The organism is Pseudooceanicola spongiae (assembly GCF_014899185.1).
Taxonomy (GTDB): Bacteria; Pseudomonadota; Alphaproteobacteria; order Rhodobacterales; family Rhodobacteraceae; genus Pseudooceanicola; species Pseudooceanicola spongiae.
Map to the genome: position 1 here is coordinate 3,937,231 of NZ_CP045201.1, position 16,474 is coordinate 3,953,704.

Annotated in this window: 18 protein-coding genes and 2 pseudogenes; 10 read left to right on the forward strand and 10 right to left on the reverse strand. The window is 58.0% G+C overall.

All coding sequences use genetic code 11. The features are described 5' to 3' along the window. Positions 1-132: 132 nt before the first annotated feature. Positions 133-489 (reverse strand): winged helix-turn-helix transcriptional regulator, encoded by a 357-nt coding sequence (locus tag F3W81_RS18570; RefSeq protein WP_193080908.1) that lies wholly within the window; start codon positions 487-489, stop codon positions 133-135. 176 nt (positions 490-665) lie between these two features. Here F3W81_RS18570 and F3W81_RS18575 point away from each other — a divergent pair, with 176 nt between their 5' ends. Together F3W81_RS18575 and F3W81_RS18580 are read left to right on the forward strand one after the other, a co-directional pair. Then, a complete protein-coding gene (locus tag F3W81_RS18575) occupies positions 666-986 on the forward strand; it encodes a putative quinol monooxygenase (protein ID WP_264298926.1) in 321 nt (106 codons plus the stop codon). After that, positions 932-2,194: pseudogene (locus tag F3W81_RS18580) on the forward strand (IS1182 family transposase); the annotation flags it as partial. The gene F3W81_RS18575 and the pseudogene F3W81_RS18580, both read left to right, overlap by 55 nt. A 720-nt stretch (positions 2,195-2,914) precedes the next feature. Here F3W81_RS18580 and F3W81_RS18585 read toward each other — a convergent pair. Further along, positions 2,915-3,277 (reverse strand): hypothetical protein, encoded by a 363-nt coding sequence (locus F3W81_RS18585; RefSeq protein WP_193080911.1) that lies wholly within the window; start codon positions 3,275-3,277, stop codon positions 2,915-2,917. A 1,226-nt stretch (positions 3,278-4,503) separates the two neighbouring features. Here F3W81_RS18585 and F3W81_RS18590 point away from each other — a divergent pair. From F3W81_RS18590 to F3W81_RS18600, 3 genes and pseudogenes are all read left to right on the forward strand, one after another. Next, positions 4,504-4,995 carry a LysE family translocator gene (locus tag F3W81_RS18590; RefSeq protein WP_193080912.1) on the forward strand — a complete coding sequence of 164 codons (492 nt, stop codon included), beginning with the start codon at positions 4,504-4,506 and terminating at the stop codon, positions 4,993-4,995. A gap of 377 nt (positions 4,996-5,372) precedes the next feature. Further along, positions 5,373-5,627, forward strand: a complete 255-nt coding sequence (locus F3W81_RS18595; RefSeq protein WP_264298927.1) for a zincin-like metallopeptidase domain-containing protein — start codon at positions 5,373-5,375, stop codon at positions 5,625-5,627. A 712-nt stretch (positions 5,628-6,339) separates the two neighbouring features. Beyond that, a pseudogene (locus F3W81_RS18600) lies at positions 6,340-7,088 on the forward strand (IS5 family transposase); the annotation flags it as partial. Positions 7,089-7,133: 45 nt separating this feature from the next. Here the strand turns inward: F3W81_RS18600 and F3W81_RS18605 are convergent. Further along, the gene (locus F3W81_RS18605; protein ID WP_193084066.1) at positions 7,134-7,649 is read right to left on the reverse strand and encodes a hypothetical protein; all 516 of its coding nucleotides are present in this window, start codon (positions 7,647-7,649) and stop codon (positions 7,134-7,136) included. A 274-nt stretch (positions 7,650-7,923) separates the two neighbouring features. Between F3W81_RS18605 and F3W81_RS18610 the strand changes: the two genes are divergently transcribed. The 4 genes from F3W81_RS18610 to F3W81_RS18625 all read left to right on the forward strand — a co-directional run bounded on the left by F3W81_RS18610 (position 7,924) and on the right by F3W81_RS18625 (position 10,177). Beyond that, entirely contained in the window at positions 7,924-8,241 is a 318-nt protein-coding gene (locus F3W81_RS18610; RefSeq protein ID WP_193080913.1) for a hypothetical protein, read from the forward strand. A 142-nt stretch (positions 8,242-8,383) separates the two neighbouring features. Continuing rightward, entirely contained in the window at positions 8,384-9,301 is a 918-nt protein-coding gene (locus F3W81_RS21210; protein ID WP_193080914.1) for a relaxase/mobilization nuclease domain-containing protein, read from the forward strand. A gap of 14 nt (positions 9,302-9,315) precedes the next feature. Next, positions 9,316-9,729, forward strand: a complete 414-nt coding sequence (locus tag F3W81_RS18620) for a hypothetical protein (protein ID WP_193080915.1) — start codon at positions 9,316-9,318, stop codon at positions 9,727-9,729. Between the two features lie 10 nt (positions 9,730-9,739). After that, a complete protein-coding gene (locus F3W81_RS18625; protein ID WP_193080916.1) occupies positions 9,740-10,177 on the forward strand; it encodes a hypothetical protein in 438 nt (145 codons plus the stop codon). 67 nt (positions 10,178-10,244) lie between these two features. On the opposite strand, the gene F3W81_RS18630 is transcribed toward F3W81_RS18625, so the two are convergent. The 6 genes from F3W81_RS18630 to F3W81_RS18655 form a co-directional block, all read right to left on the reverse strand. Next, complete coding sequence (locus F3W81_RS18630; protein ID WP_193080918.1) at positions 10,245-10,694, reverse strand: hypothetical protein; 450 nt, start codon at positions 10,692-10,694, stop codon at positions 10,245-10,247. 74 nt (positions 10,695-10,768) lie between these two features. Further along, a complete protein-coding gene (locus F3W81_RS18635) occupies positions 10,769-12,052 on the reverse strand; it encodes a virulence-associated E family protein (protein ID WP_193080920.1) in 1,284 nt (427 codons plus the stop codon). Then, the gene (locus tag F3W81_RS18640; RefSeq protein ID WP_193080922.1) at positions 12,052-12,438 is read right to left on the reverse strand and encodes a hypothetical protein; all 387 of its coding nucleotides are present in this window, start codon (positions 12,436-12,438) and stop codon (positions 12,052-12,054) included. The genes F3W81_RS18635 and F3W81_RS18640 overlap by 1 nt, the downstream gene beginning before the upstream one ends. Before the next feature lie 137 nt (positions 12,439-12,575). Continuing rightward, positions 12,576-12,812, reverse strand: a complete 237-nt coding sequence (locus F3W81_RS18645) for a helix-turn-helix transcriptional regulator (protein WP_193080924.1) — start codon at positions 12,810-12,812, stop codon at positions 12,576-12,578. 172 nt (positions 12,813-12,984) lie between these two features. Next, on the reverse strand, positions 12,985-13,689 hold the full coding sequence (locus tag F3W81_RS18650) for a hypothetical protein (protein ID WP_193080926.1): 705 nt from the start codon (positions 13,687-13,689) through the stop codon (positions 12,985-12,987). Continuing rightward, the gene (locus F3W81_RS18655; RefSeq protein WP_193080927.1) at positions 13,677-14,924 is read right to left on the reverse strand and encodes a tyrosine-type recombinase/integrase; all 1,248 of its coding nucleotides are present in this window, start codon (positions 14,922-14,924) and stop codon (positions 13,677-13,679) included. The genes F3W81_RS18650 and F3W81_RS18655 overlap by 13 nt, the downstream gene beginning before the upstream one ends. A gap of 243 nt (positions 14,925-15,167) precedes the next feature. On the opposite strand from F3W81_RS18655, the gene F3W81_RS18660 reads away from it, so the two are divergent. After that, complete coding sequence (locus tag F3W81_RS18660) at positions 15,168-15,428, forward strand: hypothetical protein (RefSeq protein WP_193080929.1); 261 nt, start codon at positions 15,168-15,170, stop codon at positions 15,426-15,428. A 181-nt stretch (positions 15,429-15,609) separates the two neighbouring features. Here F3W81_RS18660 and F3W81_RS18665 read toward each other — a convergent pair whose 3' ends face one another. Beyond that, positions 15,610-16,449: a leucine-rich repeat domain-containing protein gene (locus tag F3W81_RS18665; protein WP_193080931.1), complete on the reverse strand. Its 840-nt coding sequence runs from the start codon at positions 16,447-16,449 to the stop codon at positions 15,610-15,612. Positions 16,450-16,474 lie beyond the last annotated feature (25 nt).

Consider the following 16,474-nt stretch of genomic DNA (forward strand, 5'->3'; position numbering starts at 1 on the left):
GGGCCGTCCGTGACGGTCAATGCCCACGCTTGATCCGGAGATGCTGCGCGGCGGAGAATGGCGGCAGTGAGCCCTTCGGAACTCTCACGTCTTGATGGCCCCCCGCGGTCAATTTCGCGGTGAAATCGACCGCTACTTGATTTTCGTCCGGGATACACTTTGGGAAATCTCGGTCACCCGCGCACGGTTCCTATTGCCCCATTCGCATAGAGGGATCAGCGCTTCCACGAGTGTTTGGCCGAAGGGGGTAAGGGAATAGTCGACCACCGGCGGCACGCGGTGATGGTCGCGCCGCTCGAGCACGCTCATTGCCACGAGGTCACGAAGCTGCTGTGCCAAGACCTTCTCGCTGATGCCGCCGATCAACCGCCGAATTTCGGAAAACCGCGTCGGGCCATCCTGAACATGATACAGGATCAGTGGCTTCCATTTTCCGCCCATGATCTCCAGCGAAACGTCCAGCCCACACGGTGTATCCGACTGCTCCATAAAAAGACCCCACACTTACCTTTTGGTATGTACTGCCATATAGGTCAGCCGCAGTCTATATGGCAAGAACGAACGCGTCAGACCAGACGCCATTCTGCATTTACAGGAGTTCTACTATGCCAAACGACGCACCCACCATCATCATCTACGCGACTTATCGCATCGAAGCTCACGACATGGATGAATTTCGAGACGTCGCCACCCGCATGGCTGAGGCCGCCAGATCACGGGACGGCTGTATATTCCTGGATGTTGCGGAAGAGGTCGGCGCGCCCGGCACGTTCCGCCTGATCGAAGGTTGGCGAGATCAGATGGCCCTAGACGGGCACCTGTCCTCGAAGGACTTTCAAGCCATTCTCGCGGAAGCCGGGAAACTCGCGATCGTCGATCGTCGAGCCGACGTGTATTCCATCGCGTCCAAGACATCCCTCTGCACGACGAGATGCGCAGCTTCTACAGCCATACCGGTCGGCCCTCGATCGATCCTGAGCTCATGATCCGGATGCTGGTCGTTGGCTATGTCATGGGGCTGCGGTCTGAACGTCGCCTGTGCCAGGAGGTGCATCTCAACCTGGCCTACCGCTGGTTCTGCCGTCTGGGACTCGAGGACAAGGTGCCGGATCATTCGAGCTTTTCGAAGCTCCGGCATGGCAAGTTTCGCGACAGCGATGTCTTTCGCCTCGTCTTCGAGCGCGTGGTGGCCCAGTGCATCGGCCGTGGTCTGGTCGGGGGCAAGGGCTTCGCTGTTGATGCCAGCCTGATCAGCGCCGATGTCCAGAAGCAGAGCTCGAGTCGTCAGGATAAATGGGATGCGGCCACCATCGATCCAAACGACGCCCCGAGGGCGGTGCGCGAATATCTCGATACGCTCGACGAAGAAGCCTTCGGCGCGGCCACGCCCGTAAAGCCCAAGTTCACGGCCCATGCCGATCCTGCCAGCCAGTGGACAGCCGCGCGCAAGGGTCCCGCTTTCTTTGCTTATTCAGATAATTACCTGATCGACACCGAACATGGGATCATCATGGACGTAGAGGCGACCCGATCGGTCAGGCAGGCCGAGGTGGGCTCCACCCTCACGATGCTGGACCGCACGGCGACGCGTTTCGACTTGCGCCCCGATTGGCTTGTTGCCGACACAGCTTATGGGTCCGAGGAGAGCTTGGTCGAGCTCGCCCTGAAACGGCAGATCCTGCCCTTCATCCCGGTCATTGATAAAGGCGAACGCACGGACGGGACTTTGTCGCGCTCCGACTTCACCTGGGATGACGAGAATGACCGCTATATCTGTCCGGAGGGGAAGGATCTGCGGCATACCCGGAGGAATTACTCCGATCCGGAGCGTATCTCGACCGAGATGAAACCGCGCAAGTATCGCGCGACGAAGGCGGACTGTCAGGCCTGCCCTTTGAAGGAAAAATGCTGCCCCAACAGCGATACCCGCAGCCTCCAGCGCGGGAAATACGAAATGGTACGTGATTTTGCCCGCAGCTGCATGGCCTCCGCTTTCAATGAGATCGCCCAGAAACGGCGCAAGAAAGTCGAGATGCTCTTCGCGCATCTGAAACGTATCCTGGGCCTCACCCGCCTGCGTTTGAGAGGTCCATTGGGGGTGAAAGACGAGTTTACACTCGCCGCCACCGCCCAAAACCTCCGAAAACTGGCCAAGCTCTGCCTGACAACAGTCCCATCGGCGCCGATCAGCTGAGAAAACCGATCTGGCGGCTGTTCAAAGTGGCGAGATCTCAGTGAAAATGCACGAAGAGCGAAAACCAAGTCGAAGTCGCCATAGAGTTTTTCAACAGCATCGGCCGGGAGCGACGCCGCGCTAGGGTCAACAAGGCTCTTGGCCCTGCCGTTCAGCGAAGGTCCGGAACGAGCCCAAGCTACAAGCGGTTTCGGGTGTCTTTTAAATAGTACAGCGCCCCTATTACCAAGGATGTACATATCCAGACTAGGCCCACCCCCAGCCAACTGAAGGCACGACTGGTCTCGCCACTCCCCGAGTATCGTTCCGGTACCGGAAGAAGTAACGGCACGGCAATAATTACAGTGGCTTGCGTGGCGCCTATCAAGACCGGGCCTTTCAGCTTTCGCAGCTTTTCGATAAGCATTTCACCCTCCGATGTTAAGAAGTGACGCTGGCGCTTAAAGGCTGGCACGTGAAAGATCGGAACAACGTACTGAAGTCTTATGATGGATCAAGAGCAGGTTTGTCTGCTCTAAGGTCACCCAGTCATTAAATATTCTGCGAGATGGACGAATGGCCGGTTCGGTGAAGCTGCGTCGCGGCGAAGCCGGACCCAGCCAAGGTCGGCTCCGGGCCGTCCATGTCAGACTACATCAAGCCAAGGGTACCCCAGTGGACACGCCTTCAGTCTGCCTCCAAGAAAATGGAAATGCACGCTACACTCAAGAGCTCTCATGTTCATCGAGCAATCCGAACGAAGCCGCTTCCGGAACTGAGGTAGGCGTCAGCTGCAATACCGTGTGCTTCGCGAAGGATCTGTTCTGCGCTCTCCAAGCTATAAGGTCCAGCAATCATGGCGACGTAGCCAGACTGAGTGTGGACCTTCTTGATGACGTCTACTGGAATGTCGCCCGCGGCACCTGGGCTCAAGCCCGACAGTTCCTTAGAACTTGCCAGGACGACCCAGCGGTAGCCTGTCGGTAGCTGCAAAGATATCTGGGCGTTTGCATCATCTTTGGCTGCACTGTTCGCTATCGTTGTCCCATCCGCTGCCAAGAGTTGCACATCAAGACCGGCATCCCGCGCATCAGAGATCGTCATCCAGTTCATTCCGTCAGGATCAGCGCTAGTTGCGTATACTATTCCCGCCTGACTAAACCCGATGGTCTGAAGATACGCTCCAACAAGCGCATTGCCGACAGCACTCGTACTTGCATGCCCGCTCCTCTCTTCCCAGGCTGCATGGAACCCAACCAGAGCACTGGGCGCCATTGCCTTGAAATCTCCAGCCGCCCAGATCAAAGCGCACGCAGAAGCGCAAACCATCCCTGGACCAACTCCGGTTGATACTGCGTTTGCATGAACCGCGCGGCCAATCTCTAGCCCCTCCAGAAGGTTGCCCCCCGGACTGTCTAGGACTAGTATAACACGGCTGTAGTTGTGCGTTGCGCTCACAAAATCGGCAGCGTCCCCTGCGGCGATTTCACCTGCTAGAACAGCGAAAACCGCACCATTTCCAAGCGGCAACACTGATATGTCAGCAGCTCTCAGGGGAGTGGAAAGCCCGACAAGCCCAGCAATAAGAGCGGGAGCGATTGAACTTCTCAGCAAATTTCTGTTCCCCAAACCTCACACGAAATCGTTAGCATGCAATTCTAATTTCGCCAAACTGACTGGAAGTCTGCACCGAAGGCATGCGTCTATGGGTTTTTCTGCGCTAAGCTGGGAACGGCCGCTTCAGGGAAGCCGCGTTGCGGCGCAGGAATGCTCACGAATGACGGCTATGGGCCGATCGCAACAGGCTGGATTTTCTGCTCGTGCAATATGCTGCAACACAGCATTTGGTAAAGAGGGCTCTGTCCGGTCATTCACTGCACCACGCACGAACGGCCGCTGTTGTTAAGAAAGCCTGCTTCTGACGCTTGACGAACAACGGATACTCTAGGCCCCAGCCGGCAGACCGGCTTTCGCCCGCAACGTCCCGGCCCATCCTCCCTGTCCGAATGGTCTGCGCCCTGTCTCTCCGAGCCAGCGCGCAGACCATTCGGCCATGGGCGTCCTGGTCCGTGCCGATGCGCCCTTGCGGGTGACGATCACTGGGGCAGGCAGACAACGATATGATCGTTTGGGTCAGTTGATGACGTGAAGGTCAGATTTGCCTGACGTCTCACATCTAGCAAGAGGACGATGCAATGGAACTTCAGGCATTCTTGATCTTCGCGACGACACAAGCCGTCGTCATGGCGTCGCCCGGTCCTTCCGCGATCCTCGTGGCGTCGCAATCCGCTATAAACGGCTGGAGCAGGACCGTTTTCCCAATGTTCTGAATGATGGAAGCAACGGCGATTTACTTCGTTATGTCGGCGACGTGGCTGGCCGCTCTCATCCTCGCGTCCAACCTTGTCTTCCAAATCATCAAGTGGGTTGGAGGCCGCTACCTTATCCATCTCGGCCTTACCGCCTTGCTCAGCCGGTCGGGTGGGCTCGCGGTCCGGCGGACAAGTAAATTGAGGTCCCGGCAAGCTCTCTTCTCGCAAAGATTTGTCGTGGAGTTCGCCAATCCCAAGGTGCTTCTCTTCTTTGCAGCTATCCTGCCCCAATTCCTCGACACCGCAGCGCCGATTGCGCCGCAGAGGATCATCATGGGGCTGACGGAGGCTGCGATGCAGTTTGTGATTTACTCGGCCTACGCAAAGCTGGGGAACAAGCTTGCCAATGGCGGCCTGCGCGCCTGGAGCGTCGGTCTGATTAACAGAACAGCAGGAGCGGCCTTCATCTTCGCGGGCATTAAGATGGCGAGCATCACCGCTGAGCGATAGGGTGCAAGCGTGCGGTACGGCACAGTGAAACGGTTTGTCTATTGCAAATACACCCTTGCTGGTTCTCGGAGCGCACCGACGGGTGGGTGCAGGATCATGTGAAGCGCCATGCTGCGCCGCAGCGAGAAATGGCGAAGCTGACAATCGTGCACCGTGCAGCATCGAAAAGTTTGGGCTCTTCGGTAGCCTTCGCTACGCAATTCACGAATGACCGCTGTTTCTCACGACAGTCTTATGCAGATTGAGATTGGGGAAAGACCAACGCAGTAGAAGGTTGCAGACGTCAGCGCGGCATAATCCCAAGCTCGGCAGTATGCATCTTATGCCGACATCGGCATAATTGCCACTGGACCGGGCATCACTCGCGCCTTGCGCGGCTGGACGAGGCCGGGGAGGTCAAGGGTAAGAGGGATTATGCTTTCGAGGAGCTGGTCGCGGAGATCGGCGCTTGCATGGCGTCAGTGAAGCTGGAAGTCGTCCCCGACTTCAGCCAGAGCGCGGCATATGTTGAGAGCTGGGCGAAGGTCCTGAAGGCGGACAAGCGCGCGATTTTCCGGGCCGCAGCGCTGGCGCAGGCGGCGGCGGACTATGTCCGGCCTGAAGAGGCTGCGAAGGCAGCCGAAGCTGCCTGAACGATGTAGAAGGCGCGGCCCAGCAGCCGCGCCCCACTTCGGAGGCTACGCGGCCCGGTAGCGGCGAGGTGGGCCTTATGGGTCAACGATGCATCAAGCAGAAGATGCGGGGGCCCGCGATTGCGGGGCCCGGCCCGGATGATGTTGGGCCGGGCCCCGCAAAGCAATGCCGAACCGGCCCTGTCGCTCCCGGTCACCGGGAGCGACCAGCGTGCGCCGCTGGACCACTCTCATAGAGGAAGGGACATGGGGGAATGTTTGCGCCCATATCTCCACCACACACCGAATTCGATGAATAAGGGTGAGGGAGTGAGGGAAGTGAGGCAACTTCCTATACATCTTCAGAAAGTATCTAAGTTATTGTTTCATAGCATATAAATTTCTAAGGAAATGTTAAAGAAAGTGCCTCACTTCCCTCACCACCCTCACCGGTGGCGGGTCGTTGAAGGCTTTTAACACATCGGATTATTCTGTGATTGCTTCACCAGGCGTAGCCGCTGGCTATTGGTTCATTGATGAATTCGCCGATAGGCGTTTCGCGCAACCGTGCGCGTCCTGTCCTTTTTCGGGTCTAGGCCACGTCCACACGGTCGATTCCGCTTTGGATCGACGCAACCCAACCGGCTAAACAGTCCGTAGGCTCCAGACCCATTAATCGGCTTGAGGCTGTCAGGTCTGCGTGTTTCAAGTTCCTCCGAACTGAGGGGGACTTATGAGCAATCTGTATTGGCTGAGCGAAGAGCAAATGGCACGGCTTCGTCCCTATTTTCCGAAGAGCCATGGCGTGCCACGCGTGGATGACAGACGTGTGCTCAGTGGGATTATATTCATCAATCGCAATGGGTTGCGGTGGTGTGACGCGCCCAAGGAATACGGGCCAGCAAAGACCCTGTACAACCGGTGGAAGCGATGGAGCGACATGGGGGTTTTCGCCAGGATGATGACGGGACTGGCGGCAGAGACGCCTGATAACAAGACGATATCCATCGATGCAACGTACCTCAAAGCACACCGAACGGCGTCCAGCTTACGGTTAAAAAAGGGGGGCGTGGCAGGCTGATAGGGCGGACGAAAGGCGGGATGAACACGAAGCGACATGCCGTCACCGACGTCAAAGGGCGCCCGATCCGGTTCTTCATGACTGCCGGTCAAGTGAGCGATTACACCGGGGCTAGAGCCTTGGTGAGCAGCTTGCCATCGGCGGATTGGTTGCTGGGCGACCGGGGCTATGATGCAAATTGGTTCCGCGAGGCCTTGATAGACAAGGGAATAAAGCCCTGTATTCCCGGACGGAAGTCGCGCGACAAGCCCGTCAAATATGACAAGCGCCGCTACAAAAGGCGCAACCGGATCGAAATCATGTTCGGTCGTCTGAAAGACTGGCGTAGGATATCCACCCGATACGACCGTTGTCCCAAGGTCTTCCTATCTGCCATCGCTCTCGCGGCAACCGTCCTGTTTGGCTATAAGTTAATGAGTCTGGAGCCTAGAGGGCCCAGTATAGGATTACCGGGAACGCACTGTCCAACCACAAACCGGCAGCCACAGCACCGTCCGTAACAAGTTGCACGGTGTCCAACCCCAGGGCCCGTTCATGACTCGCCGTGCTTGCATGAGCACCGGCGTCAAGGGCACCTGCTCGCCCGCGTCGAGAAGCTGAATATACCGGACCAGTCCTTCCTCCGCCTCATCGAGCCCGCTTTCCTGATATACGATCAACAAGTCGGACAACTCTCGTAGTGACGGGGTCGTGTGCGCAAGCCTGAGTGCATCGCGAGCGGCCTTATCCAGTAAACCCAGCCTCCGTTTCCCCAGCCAAGACCGAGTGGCCATGCGCGCCACCGCGATTTTCGCATGGAGGATCTCATGCCTCAAGAACCAATCGGCCCGGGCCTCCCAGTCTTGTCCGGCAAACACCCGCTCATTTAGCCAGATTACCCCGTCGACGAAGGCGGCGTCACAGATCAATCCATCGCCCGCACAAAACTCCGCGTCTTCTGTCACGCCCAGCCGGAGCGGCATCCCCGTTTCCCACCAGATTTTCAGACGGGCATTGTTTCTGAATCCGAGCGATGACCGGGTCCAGGCAAAGGGTCCGGACCCAATATTTTTAGGGGACCTGAGGGACTTGAGACTTGAAAAAGGTATCATGATACCCCATATAGGAAGTAAGAGACAGCAAGCAATGTTTTCGGCCCTAAATTAGGCCCAAAAACCGCGCTACGCGCGAGGGTCGCCCAGCGGGCTCCGATAGTCGCCTGCGGCTCCAAATTGGATAGGTCGGGAAGGACAGCGGATGAGGCAGAACGTACTGAAGATTTATCTCAGTGACGCCGAATGGGACCACGTCGTAGGCATGGCCGAGAGCGTTTCGATGCCGATGTCTGGCTTCGCGCGAACCTTTCTCGTGACCCAGAAACCACCACGACCGAAGGCGTCGGGCGTGACTGTCGAGGCCGTGGCGGCGTTGAATCGGTGCGGGGCGTTCTTGAACCAATTTGCCCGTGTTGCGTGCCGTTCGCAGACCCTCTCACCGGCTGAAATCCGGGAGGTGACAGCCGCGAGAGAGCATCTTCTCGCCATCGCTGAACAACTGACAGGAGATCGACCATGAAACGCCACACCACCACGATCCGGAGTATCGCCGCTGTAACAACGATCCTCACCGGCCTGTTCGCCGCGCTTTTCGTCCGGTCAGTCACACCGGGCACGCCCGGCCGTCGGCGAGCAAACCCACCGCGGCGGAAGACGCGGCGATGATCGGGAAGATCAGGAAGGGCGATACTTTTGGCGGCCTTGCGCGCTATCTGACTGAGGACGGACGGGGGCGGGTCCTAGCCCTCGACAATCTCTCGTCCGACAGCGTCGCAGCCGCGGCCAGCGAAATGACCATCGCGGCGGCGACGTCGAGGCGGACCCAGAAACCAGTTCTCCATCTGTCGATCAGTTACGCGGAGGGCGAAATTGTCAGCACTGACCAGATGCGTCACGACGCCCGGCGGGTCCTCAGAGCCCTTGGCCTGAAGGGGCACCAAGCCGTGATCCTTGCGCATGACGACACGGATCATCCCCACTTGCATGTCATGGCCTGCAGGGTTGGGCCGACTGGAAAATCCGTTTCTGATAGCCGGAGTTACTCAAGGGTCGAAGCGGCCCTCCGAGAAATCGAAACTGTGAGAGGCTGGAACTCGGTCCTCGGGCGGCACGCGCCATCGCCAGCGACAGGGCAGCGCATGACGGGACATCGCAAGTCGCGATACCCGCGACAGCACCGCGTCCCGGATCAGGTGCGTCAATCCCTTCTTAATGCCGGAAGTTGGGCGGAACTTCATCAAGGGGTTCGAAGTGCCGGGTGGCGGCTGGAAGTTGTCCAGAAAGGGCGTGGGTCGGGCGCTCTGCTCGTCGGCCCGGATGGGGAGCGTGTGGCGGCGGGAGAGGTTGACAGGGGAGCAACCCTAACCAGACTGCGCAGGCGGCTGGGGCGCCACCCGGAAACCCAAAAACGAGCGCTGGCAAAACTTGCACAAAGCCGGACCAAAGGGCCAGGCCGCGCGCCCTTCAGCACCGGGCACGTTTTGGCGGTGGCACTACGACAGATGCTGACCCACGACCTTACGCCGACCCTCCGGCCCCGCCGGTCCGGGCCGCGTCTGCCCGGCCTGCCACGTCTTTGAAAGAGGAGGCCTCAATGGCCCGCATACGCAAACCCACAGCGAACGAACCGCACAGCGGGCCCGAGGGTAACCCAGAGGCGGGCGACGATTTGCGGCGATTCATCGAGCACGCCTCGGATTTGTTCGCCTCACAGGAGGCGGTCCGGGTCAGCCTGGCAGTTGCCACCGCCGCGCTAGAGAAGGCGGTGGTCAGCTACGACCGGTCAGCCCTCGCAATCGCGCGGCGTGAGCGCGATGGGATCGCTGTCAGGATCGAGACGGATATCGACGCGGTCTTGCGCCGGATGAAAGCGGCGCTCACCGACCCGGTTATCCGGGCCGAGCGTGTCGCGCGGGAGACGCGCATGTCCGCTGCGCTGGCCGGGCTGGCCGGGGCCTTGCTCGGCGCGGCTGGGCCGGTCGCGTACCTGTTGTTCTGGATAAGCTGAGAGGAAACCGATGCGGAACTCTGAGGCCATCGCGTGCCTGGTCACCGCCGCCGAGGCCGCGCAGGACCCACTTGACCAACTCGCCTGTCGCCGCGCCGGGACCTGGTTGCGCTGGTGCGACGGTTTCGGGGCCACTGTGACCCGTACCGAAGCGGAGCGTATTGCGGCGGGCGGGGCCCTGGGTGAAGCGGCGCGCGGCCTGATCCGCAGGCTAGCTGAGACATACCCGGCCCCGCCCGAGGATGCGCGCCTCGAATATCTGACCGATGACGACGAAACGACGTCTGGGCTTCAGAGCATCGCGCAGTTCTCTGCCGCGACACGCAGGCCGGGGCGGGAACCGCGAGAGGGCGATTTCGTGCGGGGGGCGGTGGTGAAGGATCCGTTTGGATCGGTTGGGATCAGAGCGGGCGGGAACGATCTTCCAGCCCCGGACCCATGGTCGTGATACAAATGGACCGGGCCTTTTGCCCGATCCATCAGCCGATCAAACGACGGGGTCAGGAGACCGGATATCAGAAGCCGTGCTCGTCGCTGGAGGTCAGGCTCTCGTTAGCCGCTTTGGCGAGACGCAGCCTGCGCTCCGCAGCGCAGACCCACCCTTGGCAGATCTTAAGCCCGTCGGAGACGACTTGGTCGAGAGGATCACCCCGCTCGAAATTCGTAGCGATCAGCCCCTCGAATGCGTAGAGGCACATCGCCGCGTCGAAGAGTTCGCTCTCCGCCGCCTCCTCCGCGGCTTCAAAATGTGCGGGAAGTTCGGAATTATTGACCCGCGCGGCGAGACAATTGACACAGGTGCCGCCAATTACAAGCTCCGCTTCATCCGCTTCATCCGCAACATCGCTACTGAGGGGTGCGTCCTGTTTTTCGCGCGGTACCAGGGCTCCGATCTCCTCCAGATCAGCAAGAAAAGCGGTACACTCATCTTCGTGGGTCGGGATATTGCGTTCTTCGGACGTCATGTCGATTATCCTTTTCATTTAACGTCAGTTCAGGGTCGGTCCACCCCCGGCGCAGAACCGGGGGCGGAAAGGGGTCAGGCGGTCGGTGCCGAGGGCACGTACCGCGCGGCGCCTTTGAATTCACCAGCGGTGATCCGTCCCCCGTTCTCCCATCCGAGGGAAACCAGCTCTTTTGCGACTCTCTTGCTCATGGCGGGGGTCATGTCGGCGGACGCGAATCCCATTTCCCCCAGGATCGCTTTCGTGGTGACTTCTTGCAGGCCCTCAATGAAGTCAGCGATGCCAGACCGCCAAGGGTCCTCGGGACGGCGCGCGCTGGCCTCTTGCAGGGCGATCTTTTCCACCTCGCCCTCAAGATGCCATTTTTCCCCCCGCTGAAAACGGGCCACGGCCTCCGCCCAAAGCTGATCCCGGTCGCGTGCGAGGCCTTCCAGATCAATCTCGCCCACCTTCACCGGCCAGAACCGACGGCCTCCGGTTTCGTCGGGCTGCCAGTCTGCCCTGTTGGTGGTCCCGGCAAAGATGCAACGCCGAGGTTCAACCACGCTCTCCCTTCCGTAGGTCGGGCGGTACCGTTCAATCTGTGTCGTCAAAAATGCCTTAGCCTTCTCCGGGCGGCGCACCATGGATTCCAACTCCGCGACCTCGATAATCCAATGCCCCCTCAGGTGCATCTGGGCGTCCTTAGTGGACATCTCTGGGAGGCAATCAGAAAACCACGATTCGCCAGCGAGAATGGCAAGACCGGTCGACTTCTTAAGCCCTTGCTGGCCTTCGAGGACCAGCATGTAGTCCGCCTTGCATCCCGGCTTGAGCCCACGTGCAGCCCCGGAGATCATCCACCGCAGGCCAACTTCGGACACATATTCACTGCGTGGCGCGGAGAAGTAGGTCGACAGCATATACCGAAGGCGCTCGACCCCATCCCATTCCAGGCCGCAGAGGTATTCCACAAGGGGATCGTACGAATTATCCCGACAAACCTTACAAACCGCGTCAACCACAACATTTTTGGCGATGGTAGGGAAACCACTGTAGTTAAGGTACACCTGCACCGCGGTGTAATCGTAGTCTTCGAGAGGCCGGGGGAAGCCGGTTCCCTTCTCTCCCGGAATCGCTTTGTTCACCATCCGCTGATGAGCGAGGGAGTTATACGAAAATACGTCACGGAATGCCGGATGGATCGTCAGAACCGTAATGGCGTTCGCGACGTCCTGTTCCGGGCGGCCCTTATCGTCCACGATCAGGTCGAGGGCTGCGCGCTTATCTTCCTCGCGCGTCTTCTTTTCTTTGGGGGCCGTCTTCTCCTCGTTCTCGATCTGGGAGGACAGGACTTTGAAACGGTTAGGCTTGGGCATCACGCGGCCTCCTGAACGTATTCGACAAATTCGCGGCGCTTATCCTGGGAGAGGGCCATGAACGTACTAAGCGCGTAGGCCTCCAACTCATTCGGGCTGGCATAGGCCGCCCACCAGAGCGCATCGTCGATCGGGTCGAGAAAGGGCGGCAGGGGGGTGCCGGCACCGCCCAACACTGTTTCAGCGACCCGGAGAGCGCCATCATGATCAAGGCTGCGCAGCGCGGCCCACGCGAGTGCAGCGCACTCTTCGGGTTCGAGCCGGGCCTGCCAGACGGCAGACGCACCTTCCCACGCGACTTCGTCAGAGAGGGTGAGGGCATACCCGAGGACCCTCGTGGCCCCCAGATGACGCCGGGCGATCAGTTTCGAAAAATAATTTGTCAAGAACAGTCTCCATTGACTGTCCGGGTTTTTTCCGCCATGAAAGTCGTGGAAAAAAGGGCGGTCCCGGACCGTTTCAGTTTGTCGGGTTGCACCCCGACGGCTCCAGAACCCCGGCTCTCAGCCGGGGTTCTTTACGTTCATGCTGCGAGTGCAACAGAACGAATCTCTTCGAACCGCTCGATATCGGCCAGCCGCCAGCGCGTGACGCGCGGGGTCAGCCGGACCGGGTCCGGAAATTCATTTTCTGGGGTGCGTGCCCAACGCCAGATCGTGTTGCGGCTCACGCCGAACCGAGAAGCGATCTCGTCGGCGTTGACCCAAATTGTCGCCGCGATCTGAGGCTTATCGGTCAGATTGTTCGGTTGCTTGGTCATGGGTTACCTCCTGTGTATGGAAGGGGTAACCCAGAGCTTTTTGGACGTCTAAATGGACATTTGAATTTTTTCAAATTGCCCTGCTTCGAAAATCTGGTGCTGTCCCGTAGTGGTCTGTGTGGCCCCACGGTGCGCATCAGCAAAGCTCTTCGAAGACAGCCACTCCTAGCAGCTAATCGACCTGGTCGAAGTATCCATCGAGAAAATCAAGGTCGTCGCAATCTTCGAAGTCAGCTTGAGTTTCTTGGGAGAAGTTAGATTCCCAGTCGAAACCTTCGGTATCAACAGCCGCCTTCAGTCGGGGTATTTTTTTGCGAAGACTCTCTGACGTTGGCGTTTCGATTTTCGCGGCACGGTATGCGTCAGTCAAGGCAGCAGTCAAAAAGCGTCCGAGGGGACCTCCATCATTTCTTTGATTGTTTGAAAAACGTATTTCTCCCCCTGTTCCAAGCCATACGCCAATACAGATGACTTGAAACCGGTTAGTCAGGGGGCAAGTCCGGTTAGAAAACTCTTCAAAATGCGCTTGGTCGATACGCGAGAGGATTTCTTGATTTCGAACCAATTCGATCAATGAATTGGCGCGCCTCGGGTCTGAAATCAAATCAATTGCCTCGGGATCCAAGCCCATATCTTTGGCTCGACATATAGCCTTTTCCTGCGCTTCGCCGGTAAGCTCCTTGACCTTGTTAATCTGGGCAACCAACGCCGGGGGGTTGTGCGTGCGCCGAGAAGGCTTCCACCGCTCATGGGCAAAGCGCCGGGCTGCGAAATCTAACTTCTTGATGGCCCAGTTAATCGTATCAGGTGAGACATCACGGGCCGCTAACTCACGCGCGATTACCTCCTGGTTCTCAGGTGAGATCATTTCTGGCATGTCATGGCCCCCAGAAAATCGGCCCAGTCTTCCATCATATGGCGGCGTTTCTCCATCATATCGGAACGCCTATACGCCCGCTCTACCGCAGACCCCACCTGATGCGCGAGCGCCATCTCGGCCATCTCCGCAGGGTACTCCGTTCTCTCAGCCGCCCAGTCCCGGAACGTGCTGCGCAGGCCGTGAGGTACGGCAGGCCGTTTGGACCGTGCATCGAGATAGCCACTGTCGCGCGCTTCATTTATGCGCTTCATGCAGGCGCTGAGCGCCATGTCCGAGAGCGCACCGCCTCGTAAAGCCGGGAAAAGGTACGGACTGTCTCCCATTCGGTCCATCCCCTCCAAAAGCGCCTTCGCCGCCACGTTAAGAGGAACACGGTGCTCCTTCTCGGCTTTCATGCGCTCCGCCGGGATGGTCCAGACCCCGGCTACAAGATCGATCTCGTCCCAGGTCGCACCGCGAACCTCCCCGGACCGGGCTGCGGTGAGCACAGTAAACTCCAGCGCGCGACTAGCGAACCCATCGCGTTTCCTAAGGTCGGCGAACCACGCCGGGGCGTCGTCGAGGGTCAGCGCCGGATGGTTTTTCACCTTTGAACCTTTCTTCGGTTTTGGGAGGCTCGCGTCGAGGTTGCCTTTCCATCGCGCTGGATTGTCGCCGGTCCGGTGGCCATGGACTGTCGCCCATGCCAGAACCGCTTCGATCCGGCCCCTCAGACGGGTCGCGGTCTCTGTTTTTGTTGTCCAGATCGGTTCAAGCACCCGCTTTATGTCATCGACGGTTATATCGGTGACAGGCATGTCTCCGAGGACGGGGGCGGCATAGGTGTCGAGTGTGGACCTCCACTGTTTCTTGTGCTTTTCGTTCCGAAATCCACCTGATTTTGCCTTTACCGTCTCGTCGGCGGCGTCGGCGAAAGTGACTTGGGCGCGACGCGCTTCTTGTGCGACCCGCTTCTCGCATAGAGGATCGCCGCCCGCTCGGATCATCTCTCGGGCATCGCGCGCCTTCTCGCGCGCCCGGGCGAGGGTCACTTCCGGGAAGGGGCCGAGGCCCATGCTGTGTCGTGAGCCGTTGACAACATAGCGCAAGAGCCATGACCGGGCACCATTCGGCGTGATTTGAAGATATAATCCCGTGACCCCGCCGACAGCGTGGGCGACATTGCCCCCGTGGCCCGGATGGGCCAGGTTCCGTACGGTTATGGCAGACAATTCTTTCGCTATGCGAGGCATTGAACTTTTACCTTACGTGTCTAAAAATCCACCATAAAGCATGATATGTTGTGTTACCGAGCGCAACCTAGTGTTGCACTAATTCGCGCAAGGTACTGCTTTTAATAGTTTTAAAGTGACGTGCAGCGCTCAGTGCTACTAACTCTTGCCGCACCTCGCCTCCGCCATAAACCTCTAATAACCTTAACGAAAGCCTTAAGGGGTGAAGAGGCTAGCGTCATATGGGGGAGTGGGCCTAGAACCATGTGGACGCTGTTGTGTGATTATCGTATTCCTTCAGGCCATTATCAGATCACGCAAGCGAAGGAACTGTTTTTGCTGGTGATGATTGATTCCGATGCAAATCCGTCCTCCGCATCCCTCGAGACAACCGGACCCTTGGCATGGGGAAAACACGATGCAACCGCAAGCAGCTGTCTGGCGTTTCACAATGGCCAGACCGTCGGAAGGATTTTCGAACGCAGCAACCATACCAACGCAGACAAGGAGGTCTATTTGATTTGAGATTCTTGGAGAGGTAGTAGCCCACGCTGTCCACCGCATAGCAGACGCATGCCAATTAGGCGAGGAAGCATTCCGGCAAAAACAGAAAAAACGAGGAAATCTGTAAGATTGATCTTGCCCACAACTCAGACAGTGATCCTACCTCACAGAATGAAATAATTAAGATCTAATATGTTTTGCTTCAATACTTTACATCGATGGTGTGAACTAGATTATAAAGGGCGGTGATGCTAGCATCTGAAAGTGGAGTGTCGACTGAGCGCATCATGTCGATTTCCGTTCTCTGACTGCTGATATCAAGTTTAGTAAGTGACCGCATCCGGCAGATGTCGGGCGTGACATGAGTCAGTTTATTTCCGCTGAGGTCGATCGCGTATACATCGACAAGCTGATGGATGCCATCCTCGACCCGGCGGATATGATTATCCTCAAGATCCAGCCTCTGCAGTGATATGCACTGGTATAGTTCGGTCGGAATGGCAGAAATCTTGTTGTTTGTGATGCAGAGGCCTTGGAGCAAGGGAAGTTTTGCAATTTCGGCTGGTATCTCCGTGATCCCATAGTCTTGGGTTACCAGAAGGAAGCGTAAGTTATTGAGATCGCCAATATTTCGGGGAACGCCAGCCTGCTTATAGAAAGTTGCATTAAGGCGCTGAAGCTGCGGCAGATTATGATCATTCGCCCACTCGATGATCCGGCTAAAGGTACGAGAGGTGTCTACGGCGCGCTCGTTGAGGGCGCTACTACGATGATGCAGTTTGTTATTGATTGCTGCGTAGTCGCCGCTCTTGGCAGCATCAACAAGCGCCATTGAACTCACCCCTGCCATAGAGGTGATCGTATATGACAGATTGACGGCTTCTTGGACCTCGAATGCAACATCGAGCGGAAGTCCCATAGTCCAACCGCCAGCTACATTCTCAAACCATTCAGCACATTTGGAATCTTTCATTAGCGCGCTGAATTGTTCGATCAGTGGATGGATTTCAGTAGTAGATTTCTTTTTCGAAAAGGGCCACATATATTTACTCCAAGGAATTTTTCAG

Excerpts from the sequence above, each read along its gene's own strand:
- F3W81_RS18570 (WP_193080908.1), bottom strand. The coding sequence starts at position 489 with ATGGAGCAGTCGGATACACCGTGTGGGCTGGACGTTTCGCTGGAGATC.
- F3W81_RS18575 (WP_264298926.1), top strand. The coding sequence starts at position 666 with ATGGATGAATTTCGAGACGTCGCCACCCGCATGGCTGAGGCCGCCAGA.
- F3W81_RS18585 (WP_193080911.1), bottom strand. The coding sequence starts at position 3,277 with ATGACGATCTCTGATGCGCGGGATGCCGGTCTTGATGTGCAACTCTTG.
- F3W81_RS18590 (WP_193080912.1), top strand. The coding sequence starts at position 4,504 with ATGATGGAAGCAACGGCGATTTACTTCGTTATGTCGGCGACGTGGCTG.
- F3W81_RS18605 (WP_193084066.1), bottom strand. The coding sequence starts at position 7,649 with ATGCCGCTCCGGCTGGGCGTGACAGAAGACGCGGAGTTTTGTGCGGGC.
- F3W81_RS18610 (WP_193080913.1), top strand. The coding sequence starts at position 7,924 with ATGAGGCAGAACGTACTGAAGATTTATCTCAGTGACGCCGAATGGGAC.
- F3W81_RS21210 (WP_193080914.1), top strand. The coding sequence starts at position 8,384 with ATGATCGGGAAGATCAGGAAGGGCGATACTTTTGGCGGCCTTGCGCGC.
- F3W81_RS18620 (WP_193080915.1), top strand. The coding sequence starts at position 9,316 with ATGGCCCGCATACGCAAACCCACAGCGAACGAACCGCACAGCGGGCCC.
- F3W81_RS18625 (WP_193080916.1), top strand. The coding sequence starts at position 9,740 with ATGCGGAACTCTGAGGCCATCGCGTGCCTGGTCACCGCCGCCGAGGCC.
- F3W81_RS18630 (WP_193080918.1), bottom strand. The coding sequence starts at position 10,694 with ATGACGTCCGAAGAACGCAATATCCCGACCCACGAAGATGAGTGTACC.
- F3W81_RS18635 (WP_193080920.1), bottom strand. The coding sequence starts at position 12,052 with ATGCCCAAGCCTAACCGTTTCAAAGTCCTGTCCTCCCAGATCGAGAAC.
- F3W81_RS18645 (WP_193080924.1), bottom strand. The coding sequence starts at position 12,812 with ATGACCAAGCAACCGAACAATCTGACCGATAAGCCTCAGATCGCGGCG.
- F3W81_RS18650 (WP_193080926.1), bottom strand. The coding sequence starts at position 13,689 with ATGCCAGAAATGATCTCACCTGAGAACCAGGAGGTAATCGCGCGTGAG.
- F3W81_RS18655 (WP_193080927.1), bottom strand. The coding sequence starts at position 14,924 with ATGCCTCGCATAGCGAAAGAATTGTCTGCCATAACCGTACGGAACCTG.
- F3W81_RS18660 (WP_193080929.1), top strand. The coding sequence starts at position 15,168 with ATGTGGACGCTGTTGTGTGATTATCGTATTCCTTCAGGCCATTATCAG.
- F3W81_RS18665 (WP_193080931.1), bottom strand. The coding sequence starts at position 16,449 with ATGTGGCCCTTTTCGAAAAAGAAATCTACTACTGAAATCCATCCACTG.